Raw genomic sequence first — 20,047 nt, 5'->3', positions numbered from 1 at the left:
TGAACGACATGGACACTTCTGAACCGCATCAGAACGCCGACGCGCAGAATCTCGCAGAAGGCGACGCGAACGCGCGGGCGCCGGACGCGGTGGACGCGGCCAATCTCGCTATCGATGACGCACTGGCGCGCATCCTCGGCAATCCGCCCGCGGCCGAGTGTCCGATCATGGTGTTGCTGGTCGACGACCAGGCGATCATCGCCGAGGCGGTCCGCCAGGCGCTGGCGGACGAAGAGAGTGTCGACTTCCACTACTGCGCGTCGCCTGAAGACGCGCTGCGCTGCGCCGCGGAAACACGCGCGACGGTGATCCTTCAGGATCTGGTGATGCCGGGCACGGACGGTCTCACCCTCGTGCGCCAATACCGGCAAAATCCAAAGACGCGCGACATTCCGATCATCGTGCTGTCGACCAAGGAAGAGCCGCTCGTAAAAAGCGCGGCCTTCGCCGCAGGCGCCAACGACTATCTGGTAAAACTGCCGGACCGCATCGAGTTGATTGCGCGCATCCGCTATCACTCGCGCTCGTATCTGAATCTGCTTCAGCGCGACGAAGCCTACCGCGCGCTGCGTCAGTCGCAACAGCAATTGCTCGCGACGAATCTGGAATTGCAGCGACTCACGCATTCGGACGGTCTGACGGGCCTGTCGAACCGGCGCTACCTCGATCAATATCTGGCGGCCGAATGGCGGCGCGGCACACGCGACAAGGCCGGCCTCGGCTTCCTGATGATCGATGTGGATAACTTCAAGGCTTACAACGACACCTACGGGCACGTTGCCGGCGACGAAGTGCTCAAACGGGTCGCGCAAACCGTCGAATCGTGCCTCGGACGCTCGCCGGATCTCGCGGCGCGCTTCGGTGGAGAAGAATTCGCGGTGGTGGTGCCGGGCACGTCGGCGGGCGGCTTGCGTCTGCTGGCGGAAAAGATCCGCATGGCGATCGAGGATCTGGCCATTCCGCATGCGGGTTCAGCGAGCGGCGTCGTGACGATCAGCATCGGCGCGGCGACGCTCGTGCCATCCGCCGCCGAGCCGGTGACGAAGCTGATCGAAGCCGCCGACGTCGGCCTGTATCGCGCCAAACGGGACGGCAAGAACCAGGTCGCGGTGAGCGACTGACCAATCAGCAGCCGCTTCCTAACATTGCCAGGAAGCGGCGCCGACTGCTGCGTCGCCGAAATACTTGCGGCGCGCGTCGGCAAGCACGGCTGCCTCGATCGTGCCCTCGTCCTCCAGTGCTTTCAGGGCGGCGATCACGATCGCCTTGCGGTCCACTTCGAAGAACTCGCGCAGCGCCTGGCGCGTGTCGCTGCGGCCGAAGCCGTCGGTGCCGAGCGTCACATAGCGGCGCGGCACGTAGGCACGTATCAGTTCAGGCACGGCGCGAACATAGTCCGTGGCGGCGATGATCGGACCTTGCGATGCTTCGAGCGCTTGCGTGACATACGGCGTGCCGGTTTCCTCGCCGAGGCGCGCGAGCCGTTCCGCCGCCATTCCGTCACGCTGCAACTCGGTGAAACTGGTCACGCTCCACACGGCGGCGTCGATCTGCCAATCGTCCTTCAACATCTGCCGGGCCGCGATTACTTCACCGAGAATCGCGCCCGCGCCGAGCAATTGCACCCTGGCTTGCGTGCTCTCCTGCATTTGCGCGGCGAGCGGATAGATGCCCTTGAGAATCCCTTCGCGCAGCGCCTCCAGGTTGCCGCCCGGCACCGAAGGCTGCGCGTAGTTCTCGTTCATCACCGTGACGTAATAGAACACGTCGCGCTGCACTTCGACCATCTCATGCATGCCCTCGTCGACGATCGCGGCAACCTCGTACGCGAACGCCGGGTCGTACGCGCGGCAATTCGGAATCGTCGATGCCGCCAGGTGGCTCGTGCCGTCCTGATGCTGCAGGCCCTCGCCGCCGAGCGTGGTCTTGCCCGAAGTCGCGCCGATCAGGAAACCGCGCGCACGCTGATCCGCCGCCGCCCAGATCAGATCGCCGATGCGCTGGAAACCGAACATCGAGTAGTAGATGTAGAACGGCAGCATCGGCAGATCGTGCACGCTGTACGACGTCGCCGCCGCGATCCACGACGACACCGCACCTGCTTCCGAAATGCCCTCTTCGAGGATCTGGCCTTTCGTGTCCTCGCGGTAGTACAGCATCGAGCCGAGGTCTTCCGGCTCGTACAGTTGGCCGAGCGGCGAATAGATGCCGACCTGGCGGAACATGTTCGCCATGCCGAAGGTGCGTGCTTCGTCGGCGACGATCGGCACCACGCGCGGGCCGACTTCCTGATCCTTGAGCAGCGCGGTCAGCATGCGGACCAGCGCCATCGTCGTGGACATGTCGCGGCCGTTCGATTCCAGCGCGAATTGCCCCCAGGAGGACACCGGCGGGACGATCAGCCCCTTCGATGCAACTCGCCGCCTTCTGGGCAGATAGCCTCCGAGAGCTGCCCGGCGCGCATGCAGGTATTGCATTTCCGGGCTGTCTTCCGCTGGTTTGTAAAACTTCACCTGTTCGACGTCCTCGTCCGTCAGCGGCAGGCGGAAGCGATCGCGAAACGCCTTGAGGTCGTCGAAGTCGAGTTTCTTCTGCTGATGCGTGGTCATGCGGCCCTGGCCCGAGGTGCCCATGCCGAAGCCCTTCATCGTCTTCGCGAGAATCACCGTCGGCTGGCCGTGGTGCGCGAGCGCTTTCGCGTACGCCGCGTGCAGTTTGCGCACGTCGTGGCCGCCACGGCGCAAACGGTCGATGTCGTCGTCGCTCAGTTGCGCGGCGAGCGCGGCAAGCTCCGGGTTCTGGCCGAAGAAGCGTTCACGGTTGTACGCGCCGTCGTTCGCGGAGAAGGTCTGGAACTGGCCGTCGACGGTATGCGCGAACGCGCGCAGCAAAGCGCCGGTGCGGTCGCGCGAGAACAGCGCGTCCCAGTCCGAACCCCAGATCACCTTGATCACATTCCAGCCGGCGCCGATAAAGTGCGCTTCCAGTTCGTCGATGATCCGGCCGTTGCTGCGCACCGGACCGTCGAGGCGCTGCAAGTTGCAGTTGATCACGAACACCAGGTTGTCGAGCCCTTCACGCGCGGCCAGTGAAAGCGCGCCAGTCGATTCCGGCTCGTCCATTTCGCCGTCGCCGAAAAAGCCCCACACCTTGCGGCCTTCCGTTTGCACGAGGCCGCGATTGGCGAGATACCGCATGAAGCGCGCTTGATAAATCGCATTGATCGGCCCGATGCCCATCGAGCCGGTGGGGAATTGCCAGAAATCCGGCATCAGCCACGGATGCGGATACGAGCACAAGCCCGGTCCGCCGATCTCGCGCCGGTAGTACTGCAGGTTTTCTTCGGAGAGAAATCCTTCGAGATAAGCCCGCGCGTAGACACCCGGCGACGAATGTGGCTGGAAGTAGACGAGGTCGCCCGTGCCCTCCTCGCCGCCCGGCGCCGTGGCGCGGAAGAAATGGTTGAAACCGACCTCGAACAGATCCGCCGCGGACGCGTAACTCGCAATATGGCCGCCGAGTTCGCCGTAAGCCTTGTTCGCGCGCACCACCATTGCGAGCGCATTCCAGCGCAGCGCGGCGGCGAGCCGTTCTTCGAGTTCGAGATTGCCGGGATAGCGCGGCTGCTGCTCGAACGGGATGGTGTTCTGATACGGCGTCACGCTGGTGCGCGCCGATTCCACGCCGAGCGAGAGCGCATGGCCCGCGAGTTTGTCGAACAGAAACTGCGCGCGATCTCGGCCGACATGCGCGACGACGGCATCGAGCGCTTCCAGCCACTCGGCGGTTTCCTGCGGGTCGGCATCCGCCTGCTCCGTCGTGTCGACACGATGGGTGTTCAAAAACTGCAATTGCTTGCTACCGCTGGATAAATCCGTCATGGCGCCACTCCCGCATCGACACGTTCGGTTCAGGATCGAATCAGTCAATGGTAACCATGTGCTCGCAAAATGAGCGTCTCATTTGCTTGTGTTCCCGCACTGCGATAGGCTATTTGTTCCGGAATTTGCCCGTGACACGGAATATTTTATCTATGACCACGCCACCCAGACGGCTCGACCGTATCGACATCGGCATCCTGAGCCAGTTGCAGCAGAACGCACGCATTACCAATTCGGATCTGGCGCGCTCGGTGAACCTCTCGGCTACGCCGTGCTTTAACCGTGTGCGCGCGCTCGAAAAGCTAGGTCTGTTCAAGCAGCAGGTCACGCTGCTGAACCCGGAGCCGCTCGGGCTGCGCATCAACGTGTTTATTCAGGTCAGTCTGGAAAAGCAGGTGGAAGACGCGCTACAGCGCTTCGAACAGGCGATTTCGGAGCGCCCCGAAGTGATGGAGTGCTATCTGATGACGGGCGACGCCGACTATCTGCTGCGCGTGGTCATGCCGGATATGCAGACGCTGGAGCGCTTTATCGTCGATCATCTGACCAAGATTCCGGGCATCTCCAATATCCGCTCGAGCTTCGCGCTCAAGCAGGTGCGTTACAAGACGGCGCTGCCGCTGCCGTCGTCGGGATTGACGCTGGTCGATCCCGACGACGTGTCGACTGACTGGCGCTGAGAGCCACAAAGGGCAGCCTCCAGTTGCCGCTGCCCTTTGTGAGCTGCCTGTCTGCCTTTGATGCGCCGAAAGCAGTCGTTACGCCGTTGCCGCGACGTGCGTATAGCGCGCGGCCGGCAGCTTGTGCGACAGGTTCGGCTGCAACTGCTGGCGCGCGCTGTTCAAACGGTCCCAGTCTGCCGCGTCCGGCAACGACGGAATCGTTACCAGTTCGCCCTGATCGAGGCCGGCGAGCGCGGCGTCCACCATGTCTTCGGCGGTCATCACGATCTGCGACGGCAGATGCTCGACCGGCAGGCCCGCACGTCCCCAGAATGCCGTGCTGGTCGCGCCCGGCAGCACCGCTTGCAGCTGCACGCCCTTGTCGCCCACTTCATGGTGCAGCGATTGCGTCAGGTTCAGCACGTAGGCCTTGGTGCCGCTATACGTGCCGTTCAACATCTCCGGCGACAGCGCGACGATCGACGAAATATTGATCACGATGCCGTTGCCCCGCTCCACCAGGCCGGGCACGACGGCCGCCGTCAGGCGCGTGAGCGCGGTCACGTTCAGGTCGATCATTTTTTCGAGTTCATCCACGTCCGAATCGATGAGCGAACGGGTCGCGCCAACGCCCGCGTTGTTGACCAGCATCGCGATGCTACGGTCCGCGCGCAGGCGTTCCTCGATGCGGCGCACGTCGGCTTTGACGGTAAGGTCCGCCGCGATCGTTTCGACGTGGCGGCCGGTCTCGCTCGCCAGACGCTCGGCCAGACCGTTCAACCGCTCCACGTCGCGCGCCACGAGAATCAGGTCGTAGCCGCGCCGCGCGAGGCGGTCTGCATACACTGCGCCGATACCCGACGATGCGCCCGTCACCAATGCCGTTCCTTTGCCTGCTTGCGTTGCCATTTGACTCTCTCCTTGTGGGCGCGGCGCGTTGCGCCGCTGCCCGTCCGATGAATGGGAAAACCCGGAAACCTCCGCCGCCGCGCGGTTTGCGTGGACATTGCGGTGTTGACGAGGCAAGTGTAGGCGCGTACCCTTTTGTCTCAAATGTCATATTTACCTCGTTTTAGGACATTACGATGAGACACGTCGGCGTGGTGGTTTTCCCCGGCTTCCAGATTCTCGATATGGTGGCGATCTCGGTGTTCGAACTGGCGAACCTGGAGGCCGGCCAGCCGGAGTACCAAGTGGAGGTCATTTCCGAGCACGGCGGAATGGTGCGCAGCTCGGCCGGCGTCGAGATCGCCACCCGCCGGTTCAGCGATCCGGCGTACGACACCGTGGTGGTCACCGGCGCGATGCAGATCGCGCCGTCGTCGTCGGGATTGCTGGCGTTTCTGAACGACGCCCTCGCCGCCTCGCGGCGTACCGCCAGCATCTGCACCGGCGCGTTCGTGCTGGCGGAAGCCGGGATTCTCGACGGCCGCCACGCCACGACCCACTGGATCCACGCGCGCGATCTGCAACGGCGCTTCCCGCAGGCGCGCGTGGACGAAGACCGCATTTTTATCGTCGACGGTTCGGTGTGGACGTCGGCCGGCATGACCGCCTGCATCGACCTGTGTCTCGCGCTTGTCGAAAACGATCTCGGCGTGGAGGTTTCGCGCGCTATCGCCAAGAAGCTCGTGGTGTATCACCGCCGCACCGGCGGCCAATCGCAGTTCTCGGCCATGCTGGACCTGGAGCCGAAATCCGACCGCATCCAGAACGCCCTCTCGTACGCCAAAAGCCATCTGCGCGAGCCGTTGACGGTCGAACAACTCGCCGACGTCGCGCATCTCAGTCCGCGCCAGTTCAGCCGCGCCTTTCGCGACGAAACCCGCCAATCCCCAGCCAAAGCCATCGAGGCATTGCGCGTCGAAACCGCGCGCGCCATGCTGGAAGCAGGCCGCCACTCCATGGAGGCGGTGGCTGCGGAAACCGGCTTCGTGGATACAGAACGGATGCGGCGCGCGTTTCTGCGCGCGTTTGGCCAACCGCCGCAGGCGATTAAACGCGCGGCGCGCGTGGTGTAACACGGGTGATGGACAATACGGGTAACCGCAGCAACACCCGATATGACCTTCCACCATGAGAGGAACGCGATGAACTACGACGACAGCAATCCCTTCGCGAGGATTCTGCGCGGCGAATTACCCTGCATCAAAGTGGCCGAAACCGATGCCGCCCTCGCCTTCATGGATCTCATGCCGCAAGCCGACGGCCATCTGCTGGTGGTGCCGAAGGAACCGGTAGCGGAGATTTTCGAGCTGTCGGATGCTTCGATGGTGGCATGCATACGCATGACGCAAAAGCTCGCAATCGCGGCTCGCGCGGCCTTGCGCCCGGACGGCGTGTTCATTGGCCAATTCAACGGCGCCGCCGCGGGACAAACCGTACCGCATGTGCATTTTCACGTGATCCCGCGCTGGGAAGGCCAGCCGCTGCGCATGCACGCGCGCGACGTCGCAGACGCGGATACGCTTGAGGCACTTGCCAAGCGCATTCGCTCGCATTGGCGCGCTCACTGACCGGGTGCTGAAAGCGCGAGGCGCGGCGCACGGTCACGCGCCGCACGGCGGGAAGAATTCGCGCGGCGTAGCACGCAGGAGTGCCAATCGGCAGCGCGGCGCGAACGCGGCGCCACTTCAAAGGCGCTGCCGCGAGCGGCGCAGCGGATGCCGCCAGTCGATACGCCGCGGCTTGACATGCGCGGGTCGCATCTCGTGAAGATGGCGGTGTTCCTGCCACAGTTCGTCGGAGAAAAGAAACGCGACGATGAGCAGCGGAATGACCAGAAAGACGCCCAATATCAAGTGCTCGATCACGGTGGCCTCCGATCGCAAGAGCATGATTTCATTGTAGAGCACCGCGCGCACCCATACCGTGCCGCGGCGCTCACAATCGCCCGATCGCGCCCAATCGCGCACCTGCGGCAACATGACGCCCGGCACTCGCCAAACCCGCATGCCGCCGCGCGTATTGCAAAAAAGTGGCGTACGGAAGCAGGACTTTGCAAGAACTCCCCGCACCAGGCCCTGACTAACTGGAACGCGCCCGCGCCGACACGGAACGCGCGTTCAAACCAATAACTCTCAAGGGGAATCCAATGACTATCGAACGCAGCAGCGAACTCACCTTGCGCCCGCTCGAGCGCACCGATCTGCGCTTCGTCCATGAAGTGAACAACAACGCGAAAATCATGCGTTACTGGTTCGAAGAGCCGTATGAAACCTTCTCCGAACTGACGCAGCTTTACGACCAGCATGTGCATGACCTGCGCGAGCGGCGCTTCGTGGCAATCGACAACGAGGGGCAGACCGTCGGGGTCGTCGAATTGATCGAACTCGACTACATTCACCGGCGAGGCGAGTTTCAGATCATCATCGCGCCTCATGCACAAGGCCGCGGCTATGCAACCCTCGCCACGCAACTAGCAACCGACTATGCGTTTTCAGTGCTGAATCTGCGCAAGGTCTATCTGATCGTCGACAAGGCGAATACAGCGGCCATTCACGTCTACGAGAAGTGCGGCTTCCGGCACGAAGCCGAGCTGATCGAAGAATTTTTCGGCAACGGCAGCTATCACAACGCTCTGCGCATGTGCATGTTCCAGGACGAATTCTTCAAGGTGAATCAGCACGTCTATTGAGTGTGCGACTGCGCAGCGCCCTCACCAAACAAACCCCGCACGCACCGCTCGTGGTACCTGGCACTGTTTATCTTCTGCAAATACACCGTTATTTTGTCATTCCTGTTTAGCCAGCTGAATGACTTTGTGTGCAACGCACCAACTGCCCGCAATAAATGTAGTAAATCGCTTAATTGACGCCCCTCGTTTACGCGAATACGCGTCGCAAAGCTTTACTGGTTAAAGCGGCGCGCGTCACCCATTTGCGGATTATCGATCGCAAGGACACTTGATCAAGTCGCTGCTCAACAGATAACCCGGCGCAAACGCTGGTGCGACAATTAGCCGCTGTTGCAACCGCACACAAGATGTGCTTGTCGTTCTCTCGCGTTCTCCTAAAGTGCAAGGTGCGGGTTCAACGTTAAAGTTAAATACATAGCTAACCTGAGTATCCACCCGCACCGGAGGAAAATATGAAAACGCGAATCGCCCTTGTTTTCGCCATTGCGGGATTGGCTGCCGCGACAGTTCAGGCGCAAGACGTCGTGATCAAGCCGCAGCAAACCATCCAGTTCAAGGCCAATGGGTATGGCTGCCTGTCGAAGGATAAACTCGACGCCGCCGACCAGCATGCGCAAGCCGGTGAACAGCAAAAAATGCAGGAATTCTTCTCCGGATACCAGTGTGTTTCGACGCCAGAAAACTCGAGCTTCCGCGTTGTGCGCGTGGTCGGACACGACGTCGAATTCGTGAATTCCGGCAATAGCGACACGCAAGGACTTTGGGCGAACGATCGATTCATCAAGCAATAAGCTGAACGCTCATATTCCGGTTCGGCATGCGTCGATCCTCTGACTTTATAAAAAGCCGGAGGCGGTGAACCTGTGAGTTAAAAATCGGCTGGGCATGAAATGCCTGGCCGTTTTTTATTTGCGTGCGCTTTTTAGTCGCCTTGAAACGGACAGAAAAAAGCCGATGCGGACGCTGTCCATCGGCATCGGCAGTGCGCTTGATTGGCAGGTGCAGGAAACGACCGCTGGCTCATGGCGCGCGCGGCCGTGCCCGTCAGTGAGAATCGCGCGGCACCGGCGCACCGCTCGATCCCACCAGAAAGTCCAGATCCGCGCCCTGATCCGCTTGCAACACGTGCTCGACATAGAGCTTGTAGTAGCCGCGCGTAGGCGCCTCGGGCGCCTGCCATACGGCGCGCCGGCGCGCGAGTTCCTCGTCGGTGACGTCGAGATGCAGGCGGCGTGCGTCGACGTCCAGCTCGATCATGTCGCCGGTCTGCACGAAAGCGAGCGGGCCGCCCGCGGCCGCTTCCGGCGACACGTGCAGCACCACCGCGCCGTAGGCCGTGCCGCTCATGCGGCCGTCGGAAATGCGCACCATGTCTGTGATACCCTTTCGCAGCACTTTTTTCGGCAGCGGCATATTGCCGACTTCCGCAAAGCCCGGATAACCCTTCGGCCCCGCGCCCTTGAGCACCATGATGCAATGCTCGTCGATGTCGAGCGACTCGTCGTCGATCTTCGCGTGCAGTTCCTCGACGTTCTCGAACACCACCGCGCGGCCGCAATGCTTGAGCAACCGCGCGGTCGCCGCCGACGGTTTGATCACCGCGCCATTCGGCGCCAGGTTGCCCTTGAGCACCGCGATTCCGGCCTTCGGCTTGAGCGGCTCGGCGAACGTCGTGATGACCTTCTGGTCGTGATTCGGCGCGTTGCGTACGTTGTCCCAGATCGTCTTGCCGTTCACCGTCAGCGCGTCGCGATGCAGCAGGCCTTGCTCGCCGAGTTGCTTCAACACCGCGGGCAGACCGCCCGCGTAGTAAAAATCCTCCATCAGATATTCGCCAGACGGTTGCAGATTCACGAGACACGGCACGTTCGAACCCAGTTCCCAATCCTCCAGCGACAACTCCACGCCAATGCGCCTCGCCAGCGCAATCAGATGAACGACCGCGTTGGTCGAACCGCCGATCGCCGCATTCGTGCGGATCGCGTTTTCGAATGCCTGGCGCGTGAGAATCCGGTCCATCGTCAGATCCTCGCGAACCATGTCGACGATACGCCGGCCCGCGAGATGCGCGAGCACCTGACGGCGCGCATCGACGGCGGGAATCGCTGCGTTATGCGGCAAGCCCATGCCGAGCGATTCGACCATCGAGGCCATCGTCGACGCCGTGCCCATCGTCATGCAGTGGCCGCGCGAGCGGTTCATGCACGACTCGGCTTCGGTGAATTCTTCCTGCGTCATCGTGCCGGCGCGCACTTCCTCGGACATCTGCCAGACACCGGTGCCTGAGCCGATGTTCTTGCCGCGAAACCGGCCGTTGAGCATCGGTCCGCCGGAGACGGCCAGCGAGGGCAGGTTGCATGACGCCGCGCCCATCAGCAACGCGGGCGTGGTCTTGTCGCAGCCGACGAGGAGGATCACGCCGTCCATGGGATTGCCGCGAATCGACTCCTCGACGTCCATCGAGGCGAGGTTGCGAAACAGCATCGCCGTGGGCCGCAAGTTGGTCTCTCCGAGCGACATCACGGGAAACTCGAGCGGCAGGCCGCCCGCTTCATGTACGCCTTTTTTCACGTACTCCGCGAGTTCGCGAAAATGCGCGTTGCACGGCGTCAGTTCGGACCACGTATTGCAGATGCCGATCACCGGGCGCCCGTCGAATTCGTCGTGTGGAATGCCCTGGTTTTTCATCCACGAACGATGCAGAAAACCGTCACGGTCCTCAAGGCCAAACCACGCCTGGCTACGCAGCGGCTTCCTGGTCTGGTTGGAATCAGCCATGAAATCTCCTGTTGGCAAACATGTGGAGCGGGGCGCAACCGCGGGCGTGAAAGCGCGCTACCCGCATCATCTCGAAAATGAGACGGGTTTGACACCTCGCGAAATCGTCAGTGCCAGTTGGGTTTTGTAGTCGCTAGCAGCGTTTTGCGCCATCGCTTCGATCTGATGTTTTCGCCGATCAGGCCGGATTCGCCATAAAACGTAGCGAATACTGACCGTTTTCCGGCGCTTTCGAACTCGCGGCTCCAAAGCGACATGTTGCCGGTTTTAGCTGCCGAAGTGACGCGTCAATACCAACAGTACGCGTTCTGAAGCGAGTGTCCGATCGATTTACCGTACAGCATGGATACATTCGGTATCATCACGCGCCAGTCGTACTTACTTTCGCGAGCAGCCTCGGTGATGCTCAAAGCCTTGCGGGAAGCCGCCGACGGGTCTAGGGCACGGCTTCCGGGCCGTCAGTGGCGCGATAAATGCTTCTTCCGTGGCAATGGCAGCCGGCTGACGGCGCGGGAGGAACAGGCAATGTACAACAAACACGGAAAACGGCAACGCGCCGTCGATGATTCTTTTTCAGTTCGCTCCGGTGGAGCGAACGTCTGGTTTAGCAACGGCATGGCTCTCAAATCTACGATTTATAAAGCGGAACTGCAGATCGCCAACATGGACCGGCACTACTACGCCGACCATTCGCTGACGATCGCCCGCCACCCCTCGGAAACCGACGAACGGATGATGGTCCGTGTCGCCGCATTCGCACTGTTCGCGCGGGAACGCCTCGAATTCTGCAAAGGTCTGTCGGACGTGGACGAACCGGACCTGTGGGAAAAGGACCTCACCGGTGCAATCGAAACCTGGATCGAAGTCGGCCAGCCGGACGAACGGCGCATTGCCAAGGCGAGCGGCCGCTCGACCGAGGTGATCGTGATCGCCTATGGCGGCCGCGCGTCGGACATCTGGTGGCAGGGCGTGCGCAACAAGGTGGAACGCATGCGCAACGTGACCGTGTGGACGCTGGGCGAAGGCGTTGCCACGGCGCTCGGCTCGCTGGCCGAACGGACCATGCGGCTGCAATGCACAGTTCAGGACGGTGAAGCCTGGCTCGGCAGCGCCGAAGCCGATGCGGTGAAAATCGAATGGACGGTGCTGAAGGCGCCCGCCAACGCCTGATGTTTGCCGCTTCTCAAGGCTTAACGCGTGAAGCACCCTAAAGCGACGTCACGCGCGCCGCTTCCGGCGGCCCCTTGAGTTCGACCATGTTGCCCTCCGGGTCGAACAGATACAGCGACTGTCCATAGCCGTCCGCGCCGTAGCGCAGTCCCAGTTCGCCCAGCCGCGCGCCGCGTTCGGCGAGATGCGTCTTGAGCGCTTCGGCGTCGAATGGCTCGATGCGCAAACAGAGGTGATCCATATTCCGGCCCGTGCCCGGCACGCCGTTTTCGGCATGATCAGGTTTGGCGCCTACCTGCAATAGATCGATCAGCGAGCGCCCCGCGCGCAGTTGCGTCAGGCCGAGATCGCGCTGCTCCTTCTCCACGCTACAGCCGAGCACATCGCAGTAAAAACGCGCCATCGCCTCGACGTTCGTCGCCCGAATGACGACGTGATCAATCTCTCGAATGTGGATTTTCATGTCGAACGCCCCTTGGCTGGTTCGAGGAAGGGATGAATAGCCAGTGTAGAAGAAAGGGCGGCGCTGCGAGCGAGGGCCGGATCGGACAGGTACAGGCGAAAAAAAGCCCGCTCTATGTGGAGCGGGCTGAATCCATATCAGGAGGAGACATGGAGGAGACAAGTACTAATATACACATGGGGTTGGTGCGACGCAATAACTTTTTAAGGGAAAACCCGATATCGTGCAGAATTGTCGCAGTTTGCGGCAAAACGGGCGCCTGGCGGGGCTTCGGGCGCTACGAAGAAGCTACGAAATGGCTACGAACAAGCGCAATGACAGAGCAAGAACCGGGGCGTAGTGTGTCGGCATGCGGCCTACATTGGTGAGCATCGACACCGCCTTTCCGGGACCATCATGAACCGCAATCCTTCCGATACCGCCTTCGGCGCCGCCAGTTGGAGTTCCGACGACGAGCGCTGGGAAGCCGTCACGCGCCGCGAACCGCAATCCGACGGCGCGTTCTTCTACGGCGTCAAAACGACCGGCGTGTTCTGCCGGCCGTCGTGTGCGTCGCGCCAGCCGCGCCGCGAGAACGTCGCGTTCTTCACCGACGCCGCCGCCGCACGCACCGCGGGCTTTCGCGATTGCAAGCGGTGCCAGCCCGGCGGTTTGCCGCGCGAGCTTGAGATCGTGAACCGCGCATGCGCCGCGCTCGACGCCGACCCGCAACAACGCCTCACGCTCGCCCAGTTAAGCGACGCCGTGCACATCAGCCCGTTCCACTTGCAGCGTCTGTTCAAGCGCGTGGTGGGCGTGTCGCCGCGTCAATATCAGGCCGCGCAGCGGGGCGCCGCGTTGCGCGACGCGCTCCAGAGCGGCTCGGACGTCACTCGCGCCACGCTCGACGCGGGCTTCGGCTCGCCATCGCGGATGTATGACAGCGCCCCGGCCGAACTCGGCATGGCGCCGTCCGCGTATCGCCGCAAGGGCGCGGGGCTTACCGTGCGCTACACGAGCGCGTCGACGCCGCTCGGCTTCGTGCTCGTCGCGGCCACGGAGAAGGGCATCTGCAAAATCGGTTTCGGCGCCGACACCGCCATGCTCGCCGACGACCTGCGCAGTGAATTTGCCAACGCCGACCTGTTGGAAGATACCGGACACCTCGCGCCGTTCATCGCGCAGATCGACGCCTACTTGCGAGGCACGCGCCAGGACTTCGATCTGCCGCTCGATATTGCCGCGACGGCATTCCGCCAGCGTGTGTGGGACGCGTTGCGGCGCATCCCCTACGGCGAGACGCGCAGCTATTCGCAGATCGCCGAAACGGTCGGCGCACCGCGTGCCGTGCGCGCGGTAGCCAGCGCGTGCGCAACGAATCCGGTGGCACTGGCGATTCCTTGTCATCGCGTAGTGGCAAAGGGCGGGGCGCTGGCGGGATATCGCTGGGGTCTGCCGCGCAAGGCTGCGCTGCTCGACAACGAGGCACAACATGCCGGCGATTTTTCGCGCAGCCAGACGACGCGCGACGAACGCGTCCTTGCCGACGCCGGTATCGGCAACGAAACCTCCACCACCAAACTGGACCACGCCGCGTGAGCACGCCTGACGAAGTCGCTACCCTCGAATTGCCGTTCAAACCACCCTTCGACTGGCCGCGTCTGCTGCGTTTCTTCGGCGGACGCGCAACGCCGGGCGTCGAAGCGGTGGAAGACGGCGCGTACCGTCGCGCGATCGATTGGGCCGGCGACAGCGGCACACTCAGCGTGCGTCTGCATCCGCGCAAGCGCTGCGTTGTCGCCAGCATTGAAGGGCCCGTGAGCCGCCACGCCGATGCGCTCGTTACGCCGATTGCGAAGATGTTCGACCTGCATGCCGATCCGAAAAAGATCGGCGCCGAACTCGCCGCAGATCCGTGGCTCGCGCCGCTCGTCGAAGCGGTGCCCGGCCTGCGTGTGCCGGGCGCGTGGTCGGGCTTCGAACTGGTGGTGCGCGCAATCGTCGGGCAGCAGGTCAGCGTGAAGGCGGCGACCACCATCATCGGCAGGCTCGTGCAGCGCGCCGGCGGGCGCATCGAGGGACATCCGCATGAGAACACCGCCTGGCGCTTTCCGACGCCGGCCGCGCTGGCCGCCGTGGATCTCGCGCAGATCGGTATGCCGGGTAAGCGTGTGGCGGCGCTGCAGGGTTTCGCGCACGCAGTCGCCACAGGCGACGTGCCGCTCGACAGCAACACGGCCGACGCGGACAGCCTGCGCGCCGCGTTGCTCGCGCTGCCCGGCATCGGCCCCTGGACCGTCGAGTACGTCGCCATGCGCGCATGGCGCGACGCCGACGCGTGGCCCGCATGGGACCTCGTGCTGATGCAGTCGATCTGCGCGCGCGATCCGTCGCTCGTGCGGCCCACGCAGCAACGTACCCGCACCGACACGTGGCGGCCGTGGCGGGCGTACGCGGCGATGCATCTGTGGAACGAAGTGGCGGACCGTGCCGGCGCCGCGCGTGGCGGCTGAAGCCTGGCACCGGGCGGGGAGAAAAGCGGATCGCGCGCAAGGTGCGCGGCGGCTACAGCGATGGGGCGCACAGCCGACAGATTGGCTCAAAAACCACCCGGATTGTCCGGAAAAGAGGCCGCCCGGAGTACCCGGATGGGCCGCAGGAACGGCCTCAAGCAGCGGTTGTGGCGAGATGTTAAAGTGCCCGCTACTGAAAATTCCGCCGAACGTTGTCAACCGCGCTGTGCTGCGGCACATGGCGGCCCGACAACGCCCGACTCGCATCAATGCCAAACACGACATCTTCCCGCACGACCGACGCGTTCTCGCACCGCCTGTCCGTGCTGACCTCAGGCCCGCAGCGCGACGCGCTGATACGTGGCCTGCGCGGCATCGAAAAGGAAAGCCTGCGCGTGACGCACGAGGGCAAGCTCGCCTTGACGCCGCATCCACGCGCGCTCGGTTCGGCGCTCACGCATCCGTCGCTTACCACGGACTATTCCGAAGCGCTGCTCGAACTGATCACGCCCGCCGAGCACGACATCGCGGTAACGCTCGATAAGCTCGACACGCTGCATCGTTTTGTCTACGCGGAACTCGACGGCGAGATCCTGTGGAACAACTCCATGCCGGGCCTGCTGCCCGACACCGACGAAGGCATTCCGATCGCGCGCTACGGCAGCTCGAATATCGGCAAACTGAAGTACGTCTACCGCATTGGTCTCGCGCTCCGTTACGGACGCACCATGCAGTGCATTGCCGGCATCCACTACAACTATTCGCTGAACGAAGAAGTGTGGCGGCTGCTGCATGCCGATCAGCAATCCACCGCGAACGCCGTCGACTTCCAGTCCGACCGCTATCTCGCGCTGATCCGCAATTTCCGCCGCACCAACTGGCTGTTGATGTATCTGTTCGGTGCTTCGCCTGCGCTGGATCGCCGTTTTCTGCGCGAGCGCAAACATACGCTCGATACGTTCGACGCCGACACGCTCTACCGTCCGTACGCGACCAGCCTGCGCATGAGCGACCTCGGCTATTCGAACACCACGGCGCAAGCCGCGCTGCACGCGGATTACGACACGCTGCCCGGTTATCTCGACGCGCTTGCGAAAGCCGTGAGCCAGCCGTATCCCGCGTACGAAGCAATCGGCACACAGCGCGATGGCGAGTGGGTGCAGATCAACACCAACGTGCTGCAGATCGAAAACGAGTTTTACTCGACGATCCGCCCGAAGCGCATCACGTATCCGGGCGAGCGTCCGCTGCACGCGCTGGCCGCGCGCGGCGTGCAATACGTGGAAGTGCGTTGCATGGACATCGATCCGTTCGAGCCGACCGGTATTTCGCTGGAGACATCGCGCTTTCTCGATGCCTATCTGCTGGTCTGCGCGCTCGACGACAGCGCGCTGTTGCCGCCTGATGCCTATGCCGAAGCCAATCAGAACTTCGGCCGCGTGACGATGGAAGGGCGTAAGCCCGGCCTCGAGCTGACACGCGACGGCCAGCCGGTTGCGATGGCGGATTGGGCGAACGAGTTGCTCGTCAAGATCGATGCGGCCGCGGCCACGCTCGACGCATTGCACGGCGGCGACGCACATGCACGCGCTGTCGCTGTTCAACGCGCGAAGCTGGCCGATGTATCGTTGACGCCGTCGGCGCGCGTGCTGCAGACCATGCGCGAGAAGCAGCAGAGTTTCCTTGCCTTCGGCCTTGCGCAAAGCGAAGCGCACGCCGCGTATTTCCGCGCGCGTCCGCTGGACGCGGAGCAGACCAAGGTATTCACCGATCTCGCTGCACAGTCGCTGGCCGAGCAGGCGAAACTCGAACGGGAAGAAGTCGGTTCGTTCGACGCATTCGTTGCGGCTTATCGCGCGTACACGTTGAACCGGTTCAGCGTCTGAACAACGCGCACGCTCGGGTGAGGTGAGGTGAGAAACAAGCGGTCAGAAAGGCCGTTTTTTCTGCCCAGGTAACGTCTACGCAATACGCCATTGAATGTCGAACACTATCGGCAAATTCTCCACGCGTTCTGACGATTCTCTGATCCAGATGAAACACCGCACCGCTGCGGCGGTCCAAACTCATACGACGCGCACCACAGAGGGAGGATTCGACGCGATGAAAAAAAGTCTGTTGGCCATGCTGTGTGTAGCGGCGGCGGGATGTTCGACGCAAGGGCAGGTCGATCCGGACGTCATGCAGATCGCGACAACGCCGTTGACGTGTTCAAACAAAACGGAATGCGATGTCTGGTGGCAACGGGCGCAAGCGTGGGTGACGAGCCATTCGAAGTACAAGATCGAATCCTCGACCGACACGCTGATCCAGACTGCCGGTCCCGATGGCGGCAAGCGCGCGTTGGCGTATCAGATCACGCGCGCGGCGAATCCCGACGGCACTGCGACTATCGGCTTTGCCGCACATTGCGATGGCTCGATGGGTTGCAAGCCGAACCCGTGGGAAGCCGGCGCCGACTTCAAGCAATACGTGCGGAGCGCCACCACCGGCGCGCCGCAGAGTGGCGTCAAACCCTCGGAGCCTTCGACTCCGCATCCGGATGCCTTGCAGGGGCAATCGAACCCGGCAACAAACGGCGAAGCCGTGACGCAATAGAAAAAGCGGAAAGACGCGCGCAAAGTGTCGAAGAAAAGTCTCGCTTCGGCGCGCGTTCGCTCAACGCTGCCTCATCCAACTTCAATGCCCCATTGAAGGCCCGACGCCCTTGCGTGGTTTGGTGATCCAGACCAGCACCGCGAGCACGAGAAACGCCGCACACGAAATGCGGAAGAAATCATTTGTGGCCATCATATAAGCCTGCGCGGTCACTACCTGATTCAACTGCGCGGTGATGCTGTCGCCAGACAGTCCGAGGCCGGCCAGTGCGTTGGTATAAGCATTGGTGTTCGGGGCATACACGTTGACCGAATCGGTCAGCATCGCGTGATGGTAGATCGTGTCGTTCTCCCAGTACGTCGTACTGATCGCCGTACCAATCGCGCCCGACAAGGTCCGGAAAAAATTGGACAGGCCTGACGCACTGGCTAGCCTTTCATCCGACACGCTGGAGAGCGTGATGGTGGTCATCGGCACGAAGAAGCAGGCCACGCCGATCCCTTGCACGAGCCGTGGCCAGATCACGTGATTGAACGGCACGTCGAGCGTGAACGTGGAATTCCAGAACGAGACGAACGCGAACACGATGAACGCAAAACTCGCCACCACGCGAAGGTTCAACCGGTGCATGTTCTTGCCGATCATCGGCGAGAGAAACAGCGCGAGCAGCCCGACCGGCGCCGTCGCCAGACCCGCCAGCCCGGCCGTATAACCCATCACCGTCTGCAGCCAGAGCGGGAAAATCACGACCGAGCCGAAGAAGGCCATGAACCCGAACGAGATGATCAGCACACCAAGCGCGAAGTTGCGATCCTTGAACAACGAGAGATCGACGACCGGTTCTTTCTCCGTCATCTCCCACACCAGCATGAAGGCAAGCGACACCACCGCGATCACCGCAAGAGCAACGATAAATGTCGAATTGAACCAGTCGCGATCCTTGCCGAGGTCGAGCATCATCTGCAGGCACGACACGCCGATCACGAGCAGCGCGAGGCCGACCGCGTCGATCCGCTGTTGCGTGGTCTTCGTCTCACGGCCACGCAGCAGCAGAAACGCGCACACCGCCGAGAACACGCCGATCGGCACGTTGATGTAGAAAATCCACGGCCACGTGTAGTTGTCGGTGATATAGCCGCCCATCACGGGGCCGAAGATGGGCGCGCAAATCACCGTCATCGCCCACAGACCCAGCGCGAGTCCGCGCTTTTCCGGCGGATACGAGCGCATCAGAATGGTTTGCGAGAGCGGAACCATCGGCCCGGAAACGAGCCCCTGGACCAGCCGGAACGCGATCAGCGACTCGAAGTTGTGCGCGAAGCCGCACAGCGCCGAAGCAATCGTAAAAAGCAGCACGGACAGCGTAAAGAGCTTCACTTCGCCGACGCGGCGCGCGAGCCAGCCTGTCAGCGGCACCGCGATCGCCGAGGCGACGGAATACGACGAGATCACCCAGGTGCCCTGACTGGTCGCTACGCCAAGGCTGCCGGAAATAGTCGGCACCGCGACGTTCGCAATCGACGTGTCGAGCACCTCCATGAACGTGCCGAGCGCGAGCCCGACCGTGAGCAGCGCCAACGCGCCGCCTTTGAGCGGGGCGGGTTCGGCAGCGGGCAGGGCAGCGGCGGAGGCCGTGGCGTCCATAGATTTTTCTCCTCAGCCGGGAAAGCTTGTCGCAGCATCTTTATCGCACGCTTCGCGTGGCGCACTTACATGCCGGATCACTCTCTGCCCAGACAGATATCTTTAAACAATGACACGCTTGAAAAGCGCGCTCTGGTTAGCGTTCGCCGCGTTCCGGCGGCGTGTTTTCGGGTGATTCGTCCTGCGATTCCTGTTGCGGCCCCACGCCACACCCCGCGCTTGCGCCCGCGTCGATGCCGTTCGCAATGAAACGGCCGAGCAGGTCGATCAAGGTGGCGTGGTCGGCGGCTGAAAACCCTCGCAACTGCTCGTTCAGCACCGCCGCGCCCAGACCGGGCAGTTGCCGCGCGGCTTCGTGACCTTGCGGCGTCAATTCCAGCTTTACCATCCGACGGTCGGTTTCACTGCGCGTGCGCACGATAAAGCCTTTCTTTTCAAGGCGATCGAGCAGACGCGTCATCGATCCGCTGTCATACGACATGGCGCGCGACAGTTCGAACGGCGTATTCGCGCGCCGCGACGACAACATCAGGATCACGCCGATCTGCTGCGTGGTCAGCCCCAGCGGCTTGACGGCACGGTCCGTCCGCTCGACCAGCACATTTCGAGCTTTCGTCAGGTAGTAGCCAAGACTCGATTCGAGGTGAATCTCGTCTGCCTTGTAGGGACCGTCAGTCATCGTGTATCCGGCAACGTCGTCAAGCAGAACGGATTTTAGCTGC

Annotated in this window: 18 protein-coding genes; 11 read left to right on the top strand and 7 right to left on the bottom strand. The window is 62.4% G+C overall.

Annotated features, from left to right (window positions below; all coding sequences use genetic code 11):
• The first annotated feature begins 8 nt into the window (after positions 1–8).
• Positions 9–1,121 carry a diguanylate cyclase gene (locus tag PDMSB3_RS20220; RefSeq protein ID WP_007180101.1) on the top strand — a complete coding sequence of 371 codons (1,113 nt, stop codon included), beginning with the start codon at positions 9–11 and terminating at the stop codon, positions 1,119–1,121.
• A gap of 18 nt (positions 1,122–1,139) precedes the next feature.
• On the opposite strand, the gene mdeB is transcribed toward PDMSB3_RS20220, so the two are convergent.
• A complete protein-coding gene (gene mdeB / locus PDMSB3_RS20215; protein ID WP_007180100.1) occupies positions 1,140–3,881 on the bottom strand; it encodes an alpha-ketoglutarate dehydrogenase in 2,742 nt (913 codons plus the stop codon).
• A 152-nt stretch (positions 3,882–4,033) separates the two neighbouring features.
• Between mdeB and PDMSB3_RS20210 the strand changes: the two genes are divergently transcribed.
• Positions 4,034–4,561: an Lrp/AsnC family transcriptional regulator gene (locus PDMSB3_RS20210; RefSeq protein ID WP_007180099.1), complete on the top strand. Its 528-nt coding sequence runs from the start codon at positions 4,034–4,036 to the stop codon at positions 4,559–4,561.
• 78 nt (positions 4,562–4,639) lie between these two features.
• On the opposite strand, the gene PDMSB3_RS20205 is transcribed toward PDMSB3_RS20210, so the two are convergent.
• Entirely contained in the window at positions 4,640–5,452 is an 813-nt protein-coding gene (locus tag PDMSB3_RS20205) for an SDR family NAD(P)-dependent oxidoreductase (RefSeq protein ID WP_165187285.1), read from the bottom strand.
• 176 nt (positions 5,453–5,628) lie between these two features.
• Here PDMSB3_RS20205 and PDMSB3_RS20200 point away from each other — a divergent pair, with 176 nt between their 5' ends.
• Both PDMSB3_RS20200 and PDMSB3_RS20195 read left to right on the top strand, forming a co-directional pair.
• On the top strand, positions 5,629–6,564 hold the full coding sequence (locus PDMSB3_RS20200; RefSeq protein ID WP_165187283.1) for a GlxA family transcriptional regulator: 936 nt from the start codon (positions 5,629–5,631) through the stop codon (positions 6,562–6,564).
• A gap of 69 nt (positions 6,565–6,633) precedes the next feature.
• On the top strand, positions 6,634–7,059 hold the full coding sequence (locus tag PDMSB3_RS20195; protein ID WP_007180096.1) for an HIT family protein: 426 nt from the start codon (positions 6,634–6,636) through the stop codon (positions 7,057–7,059).
• Between the two features lie 117 nt (positions 7,060–7,176).
• Here PDMSB3_RS20195 and PDMSB3_RS37900 read toward each other — a convergent pair whose 3' ends face one another.
• Positions 7,177–7,470 (bottom strand): hypothetical protein, encoded by a 294-nt coding sequence (locus PDMSB3_RS37900; RefSeq protein ID WP_232064232.1) that lies wholly within the window; start codon positions 7,468–7,470, stop codon positions 7,177–7,179.
• A gap of 167 nt (positions 7,471–7,637) precedes the next feature.
• On the opposite strand from PDMSB3_RS37900, the gene speG reads away from it, so the two are divergent.
• Together speG and sap1 are read left to right on the top strand one after the other, a co-directional pair.
• Positions 7,638–8,180 carry a spermidine N1-acetyltransferase gene (gene speG / locus PDMSB3_RS20185; RefSeq protein WP_007180094.1) on the top strand — a complete coding sequence of 181 codons (543 nt, stop codon included), beginning with the start codon at positions 7,638–7,640 and terminating at the stop codon, positions 8,178–8,180.
• 452 nt (positions 8,181–8,632) lie between these two features.
• A complete protein-coding gene (gene sap1, locus PDMSB3_RS20180) occupies positions 8,633–8,971 on the top strand; it encodes a surface attachment protein Sap1 (protein WP_007180093.1) in 339 nt (112 codons plus the stop codon).
• A 253-nt stretch (positions 8,972–9,224) separates the two neighbouring features.
• Here the strand turns inward: sap1 and PDMSB3_RS20175 are convergent, their stop codons facing one another.
• On the bottom strand, positions 9,225–10,958 hold the full coding sequence (locus PDMSB3_RS20175) for an IlvD/Edd family dehydratase (protein ID WP_165187281.1): 1,734 nt from the start codon (positions 10,956–10,958) through the stop codon (positions 9,225–9,227).
• Between the two features lie 615 nt (positions 10,959–11,573).
• Here PDMSB3_RS20175 and PDMSB3_RS20170 point away from each other — a divergent pair.
• Entirely contained in the window at positions 11,574–12,128 is a 555-nt protein-coding gene (locus tag PDMSB3_RS20170; RefSeq protein ID WP_035518473.1) for a YaeQ family protein, read from the top strand.
• A 37-nt stretch (positions 12,129–12,165) separates the two neighbouring features.
• Here PDMSB3_RS20170 and PDMSB3_RS20165 read toward each other — a convergent pair whose 3' ends face one another.
• A complete protein-coding gene (locus PDMSB3_RS20165) occupies positions 12,166–12,591 on the bottom strand; it encodes a VOC family protein (protein WP_007180090.1) in 426 nt (141 codons plus the stop codon).
• Positions 12,592–12,987: 396 nt separating this feature from the next.
• Here PDMSB3_RS20165 and ada point away from each other — a divergent pair, with 396 nt between their 5' ends.
• The 4 genes from ada (at position 12,988) to PDMSB3_RS20145 (ending at position 17,681) form a co-directional block, all read left to right on the top strand.
• Complete coding sequence (gene ada / locus PDMSB3_RS20160; RefSeq protein WP_165187279.1) at positions 12,988–14,169, top strand: bifunctional DNA-binding transcriptional regulator/O6-methylguanine-DNA methyltransferase Ada; 1,182 nt, start codon at positions 12,988–12,990, stop codon at positions 14,167–14,169.
• On the top strand, positions 14,166–15,083 hold the full coding sequence (locus PDMSB3_RS20155; protein WP_007180088.1) for a DNA-3-methyladenine glycosylase family protein: 918 nt from the start codon (positions 14,166–14,168) through the stop codon (positions 15,081–15,083). Before ada ends, PDMSB3_RS20155 begins: the two co-directional genes overlap by 4 nt.
• Positions 15,084–15,352: 269 nt before the next feature.
• Positions 15,353–16,969: a glutamate--cysteine ligase gene (gene gshA, locus PDMSB3_RS20150; protein ID WP_007180087.1), complete on the top strand. Its 1,617-nt coding sequence runs from the start codon at positions 15,353–15,355 to the stop codon at positions 16,967–16,969.
• Positions 16,970–17,186: 217 nt separating this feature from the next.
• Complete coding sequence (locus tag PDMSB3_RS20145) at positions 17,187–17,681, top strand: hypothetical protein (RefSeq protein ID WP_007180086.1); 495 nt, start codon at positions 17,187–17,189, stop codon at positions 17,679–17,681.
• An 81-nt stretch (positions 17,682–17,762) separates the two neighbouring features.
• Here the strand turns inward: PDMSB3_RS20145 and PDMSB3_RS20140 are convergent, their stop codons facing one another.
• Together PDMSB3_RS20140 and PDMSB3_RS20135 are read right to left on the bottom strand one after the other, a co-directional pair.
• Entirely contained in the window at positions 17,763–19,325 is a 1,563-nt protein-coding gene (locus tag PDMSB3_RS20140) for a DHA2 family efflux MFS transporter permease subunit (RefSeq protein ID WP_165187277.1), read from the bottom strand.
• 136 nt (positions 19,326–19,461) lie between these two features.
• On the bottom strand, positions 19,462–20,004 hold the full coding sequence (locus PDMSB3_RS20135) for a MarR family winged helix-turn-helix transcriptional regulator (RefSeq protein ID WP_007180084.1): 543 nt from the start codon (positions 20,002–20,004) through the stop codon (positions 19,462–19,464).
• Positions 20,005–20,047 lie beyond the last annotated feature (43 nt).

The sequence above is a fragment of the Paraburkholderia dioscoreae genome (genome assembly GCF_902459535.1).
GTDB lineage: Bacteria > Pseudomonadota > Gammaproteobacteria > Burkholderiales > Burkholderiaceae > Paraburkholderia > Paraburkholderia dioscoreae.
This window is presented reverse-complemented; position numbering and strand designations above follow the sequence as displayed.

Excerpts from the sequence above, each read along its gene's own strand:
- PDMSB3_RS20220 (WP_007180101.1), top strand. The coding sequence starts at position 9 with ATGGACACTTCTGAACCGCATCAGAACGCCGACGCGCAGAATCTCGCA.
- mdeB (WP_007180100.1), bottom strand. The coding sequence starts at position 3,881 with ATGACGGATTTATCCAGCGGTAGCAAGCAATTGCAGTTTTTGAACACC.
- PDMSB3_RS20210 (WP_007180099.1), top strand. The coding sequence starts at position 4,034 with ATGACCACGCCACCCAGACGGCTCGACCGTATCGACATCGGCATCCTG.
- PDMSB3_RS20205 (WP_165187285.1), bottom strand. The coding sequence starts at position 5,452 with ATGGCAACGCAAGCAGGCAAAGGAACGGCATTGGTGACGGGCGCATCG.
- PDMSB3_RS20200 (WP_165187283.1), top strand. The coding sequence starts at position 5,629 with ATGAGACACGTCGGCGTGGTGGTTTTCCCCGGCTTCCAGATTCTCGAT.
- PDMSB3_RS20195 (WP_007180096.1), top strand. The coding sequence starts at position 6,634 with ATGAACTACGACGACAGCAATCCCTTCGCGAGGATTCTGCGCGGCGAA.
- PDMSB3_RS37900 (WP_232064232.1), bottom strand. The coding sequence starts at position 7,470 with ATGTTGCCGCAGGTGCGCGATTGGGCGCGATCGGGCGATTGTGAGCGC.
- speG (WP_007180094.1), top strand. The coding sequence starts at position 7,638 with ATGACTATCGAACGCAGCAGCGAACTCACCTTGCGCCCGCTCGAGCGC.
- sap1 (WP_007180093.1), top strand. The coding sequence starts at position 8,633 with ATGAAAACGCGAATCGCCCTTGTTTTCGCCATTGCGGGATTGGCTGCC.
- PDMSB3_RS20175 (WP_165187281.1), bottom strand. The coding sequence starts at position 10,958 with ATGGCTGATTCCAACCAGACCAGGAAGCCGCTGCGTAGCCAGGCGTGG.
- PDMSB3_RS20170 (WP_035518473.1), top strand. The coding sequence starts at position 11,574 with ATGGCTCTCAAATCTACGATTTATAAAGCGGAACTGCAGATCGCCAAC.
- PDMSB3_RS20165 (WP_007180090.1), bottom strand. The coding sequence starts at position 12,591 with ATGAAAATCCACATTCGAGAGATTGATCACGTCGTCATTCGGGCGACG.
- ada (WP_165187279.1), top strand. The coding sequence starts at position 12,988 with ATGAACCGCAATCCTTCCGATACCGCCTTCGGCGCCGCCAGTTGGAGT.
- gshA (WP_007180087.1), top strand. The coding sequence starts at position 15,353 with ATGCCAAACACGACATCTTCCCGCACGACCGACGCGTTCTCGCACCGC.
- PDMSB3_RS20145 (WP_007180086.1), top strand. The coding sequence starts at position 17,187 with ATGAAAAAAAGTCTGTTGGCCATGCTGTGTGTAGCGGCGGCGGGATGT.
- PDMSB3_RS20140 (WP_165187277.1), bottom strand. The coding sequence starts at position 19,325 with ATGGACGCCACGGCCTCCGCCGCTGCCCTGCCCGCTGCCGAACCCGCC.
- PDMSB3_RS20135 (WP_007180084.1), bottom strand. The coding sequence starts at position 20,004 with ATGACTGACGGTCCCTACAAGGCAGACGAGATTCACCTCGAATCGAGT.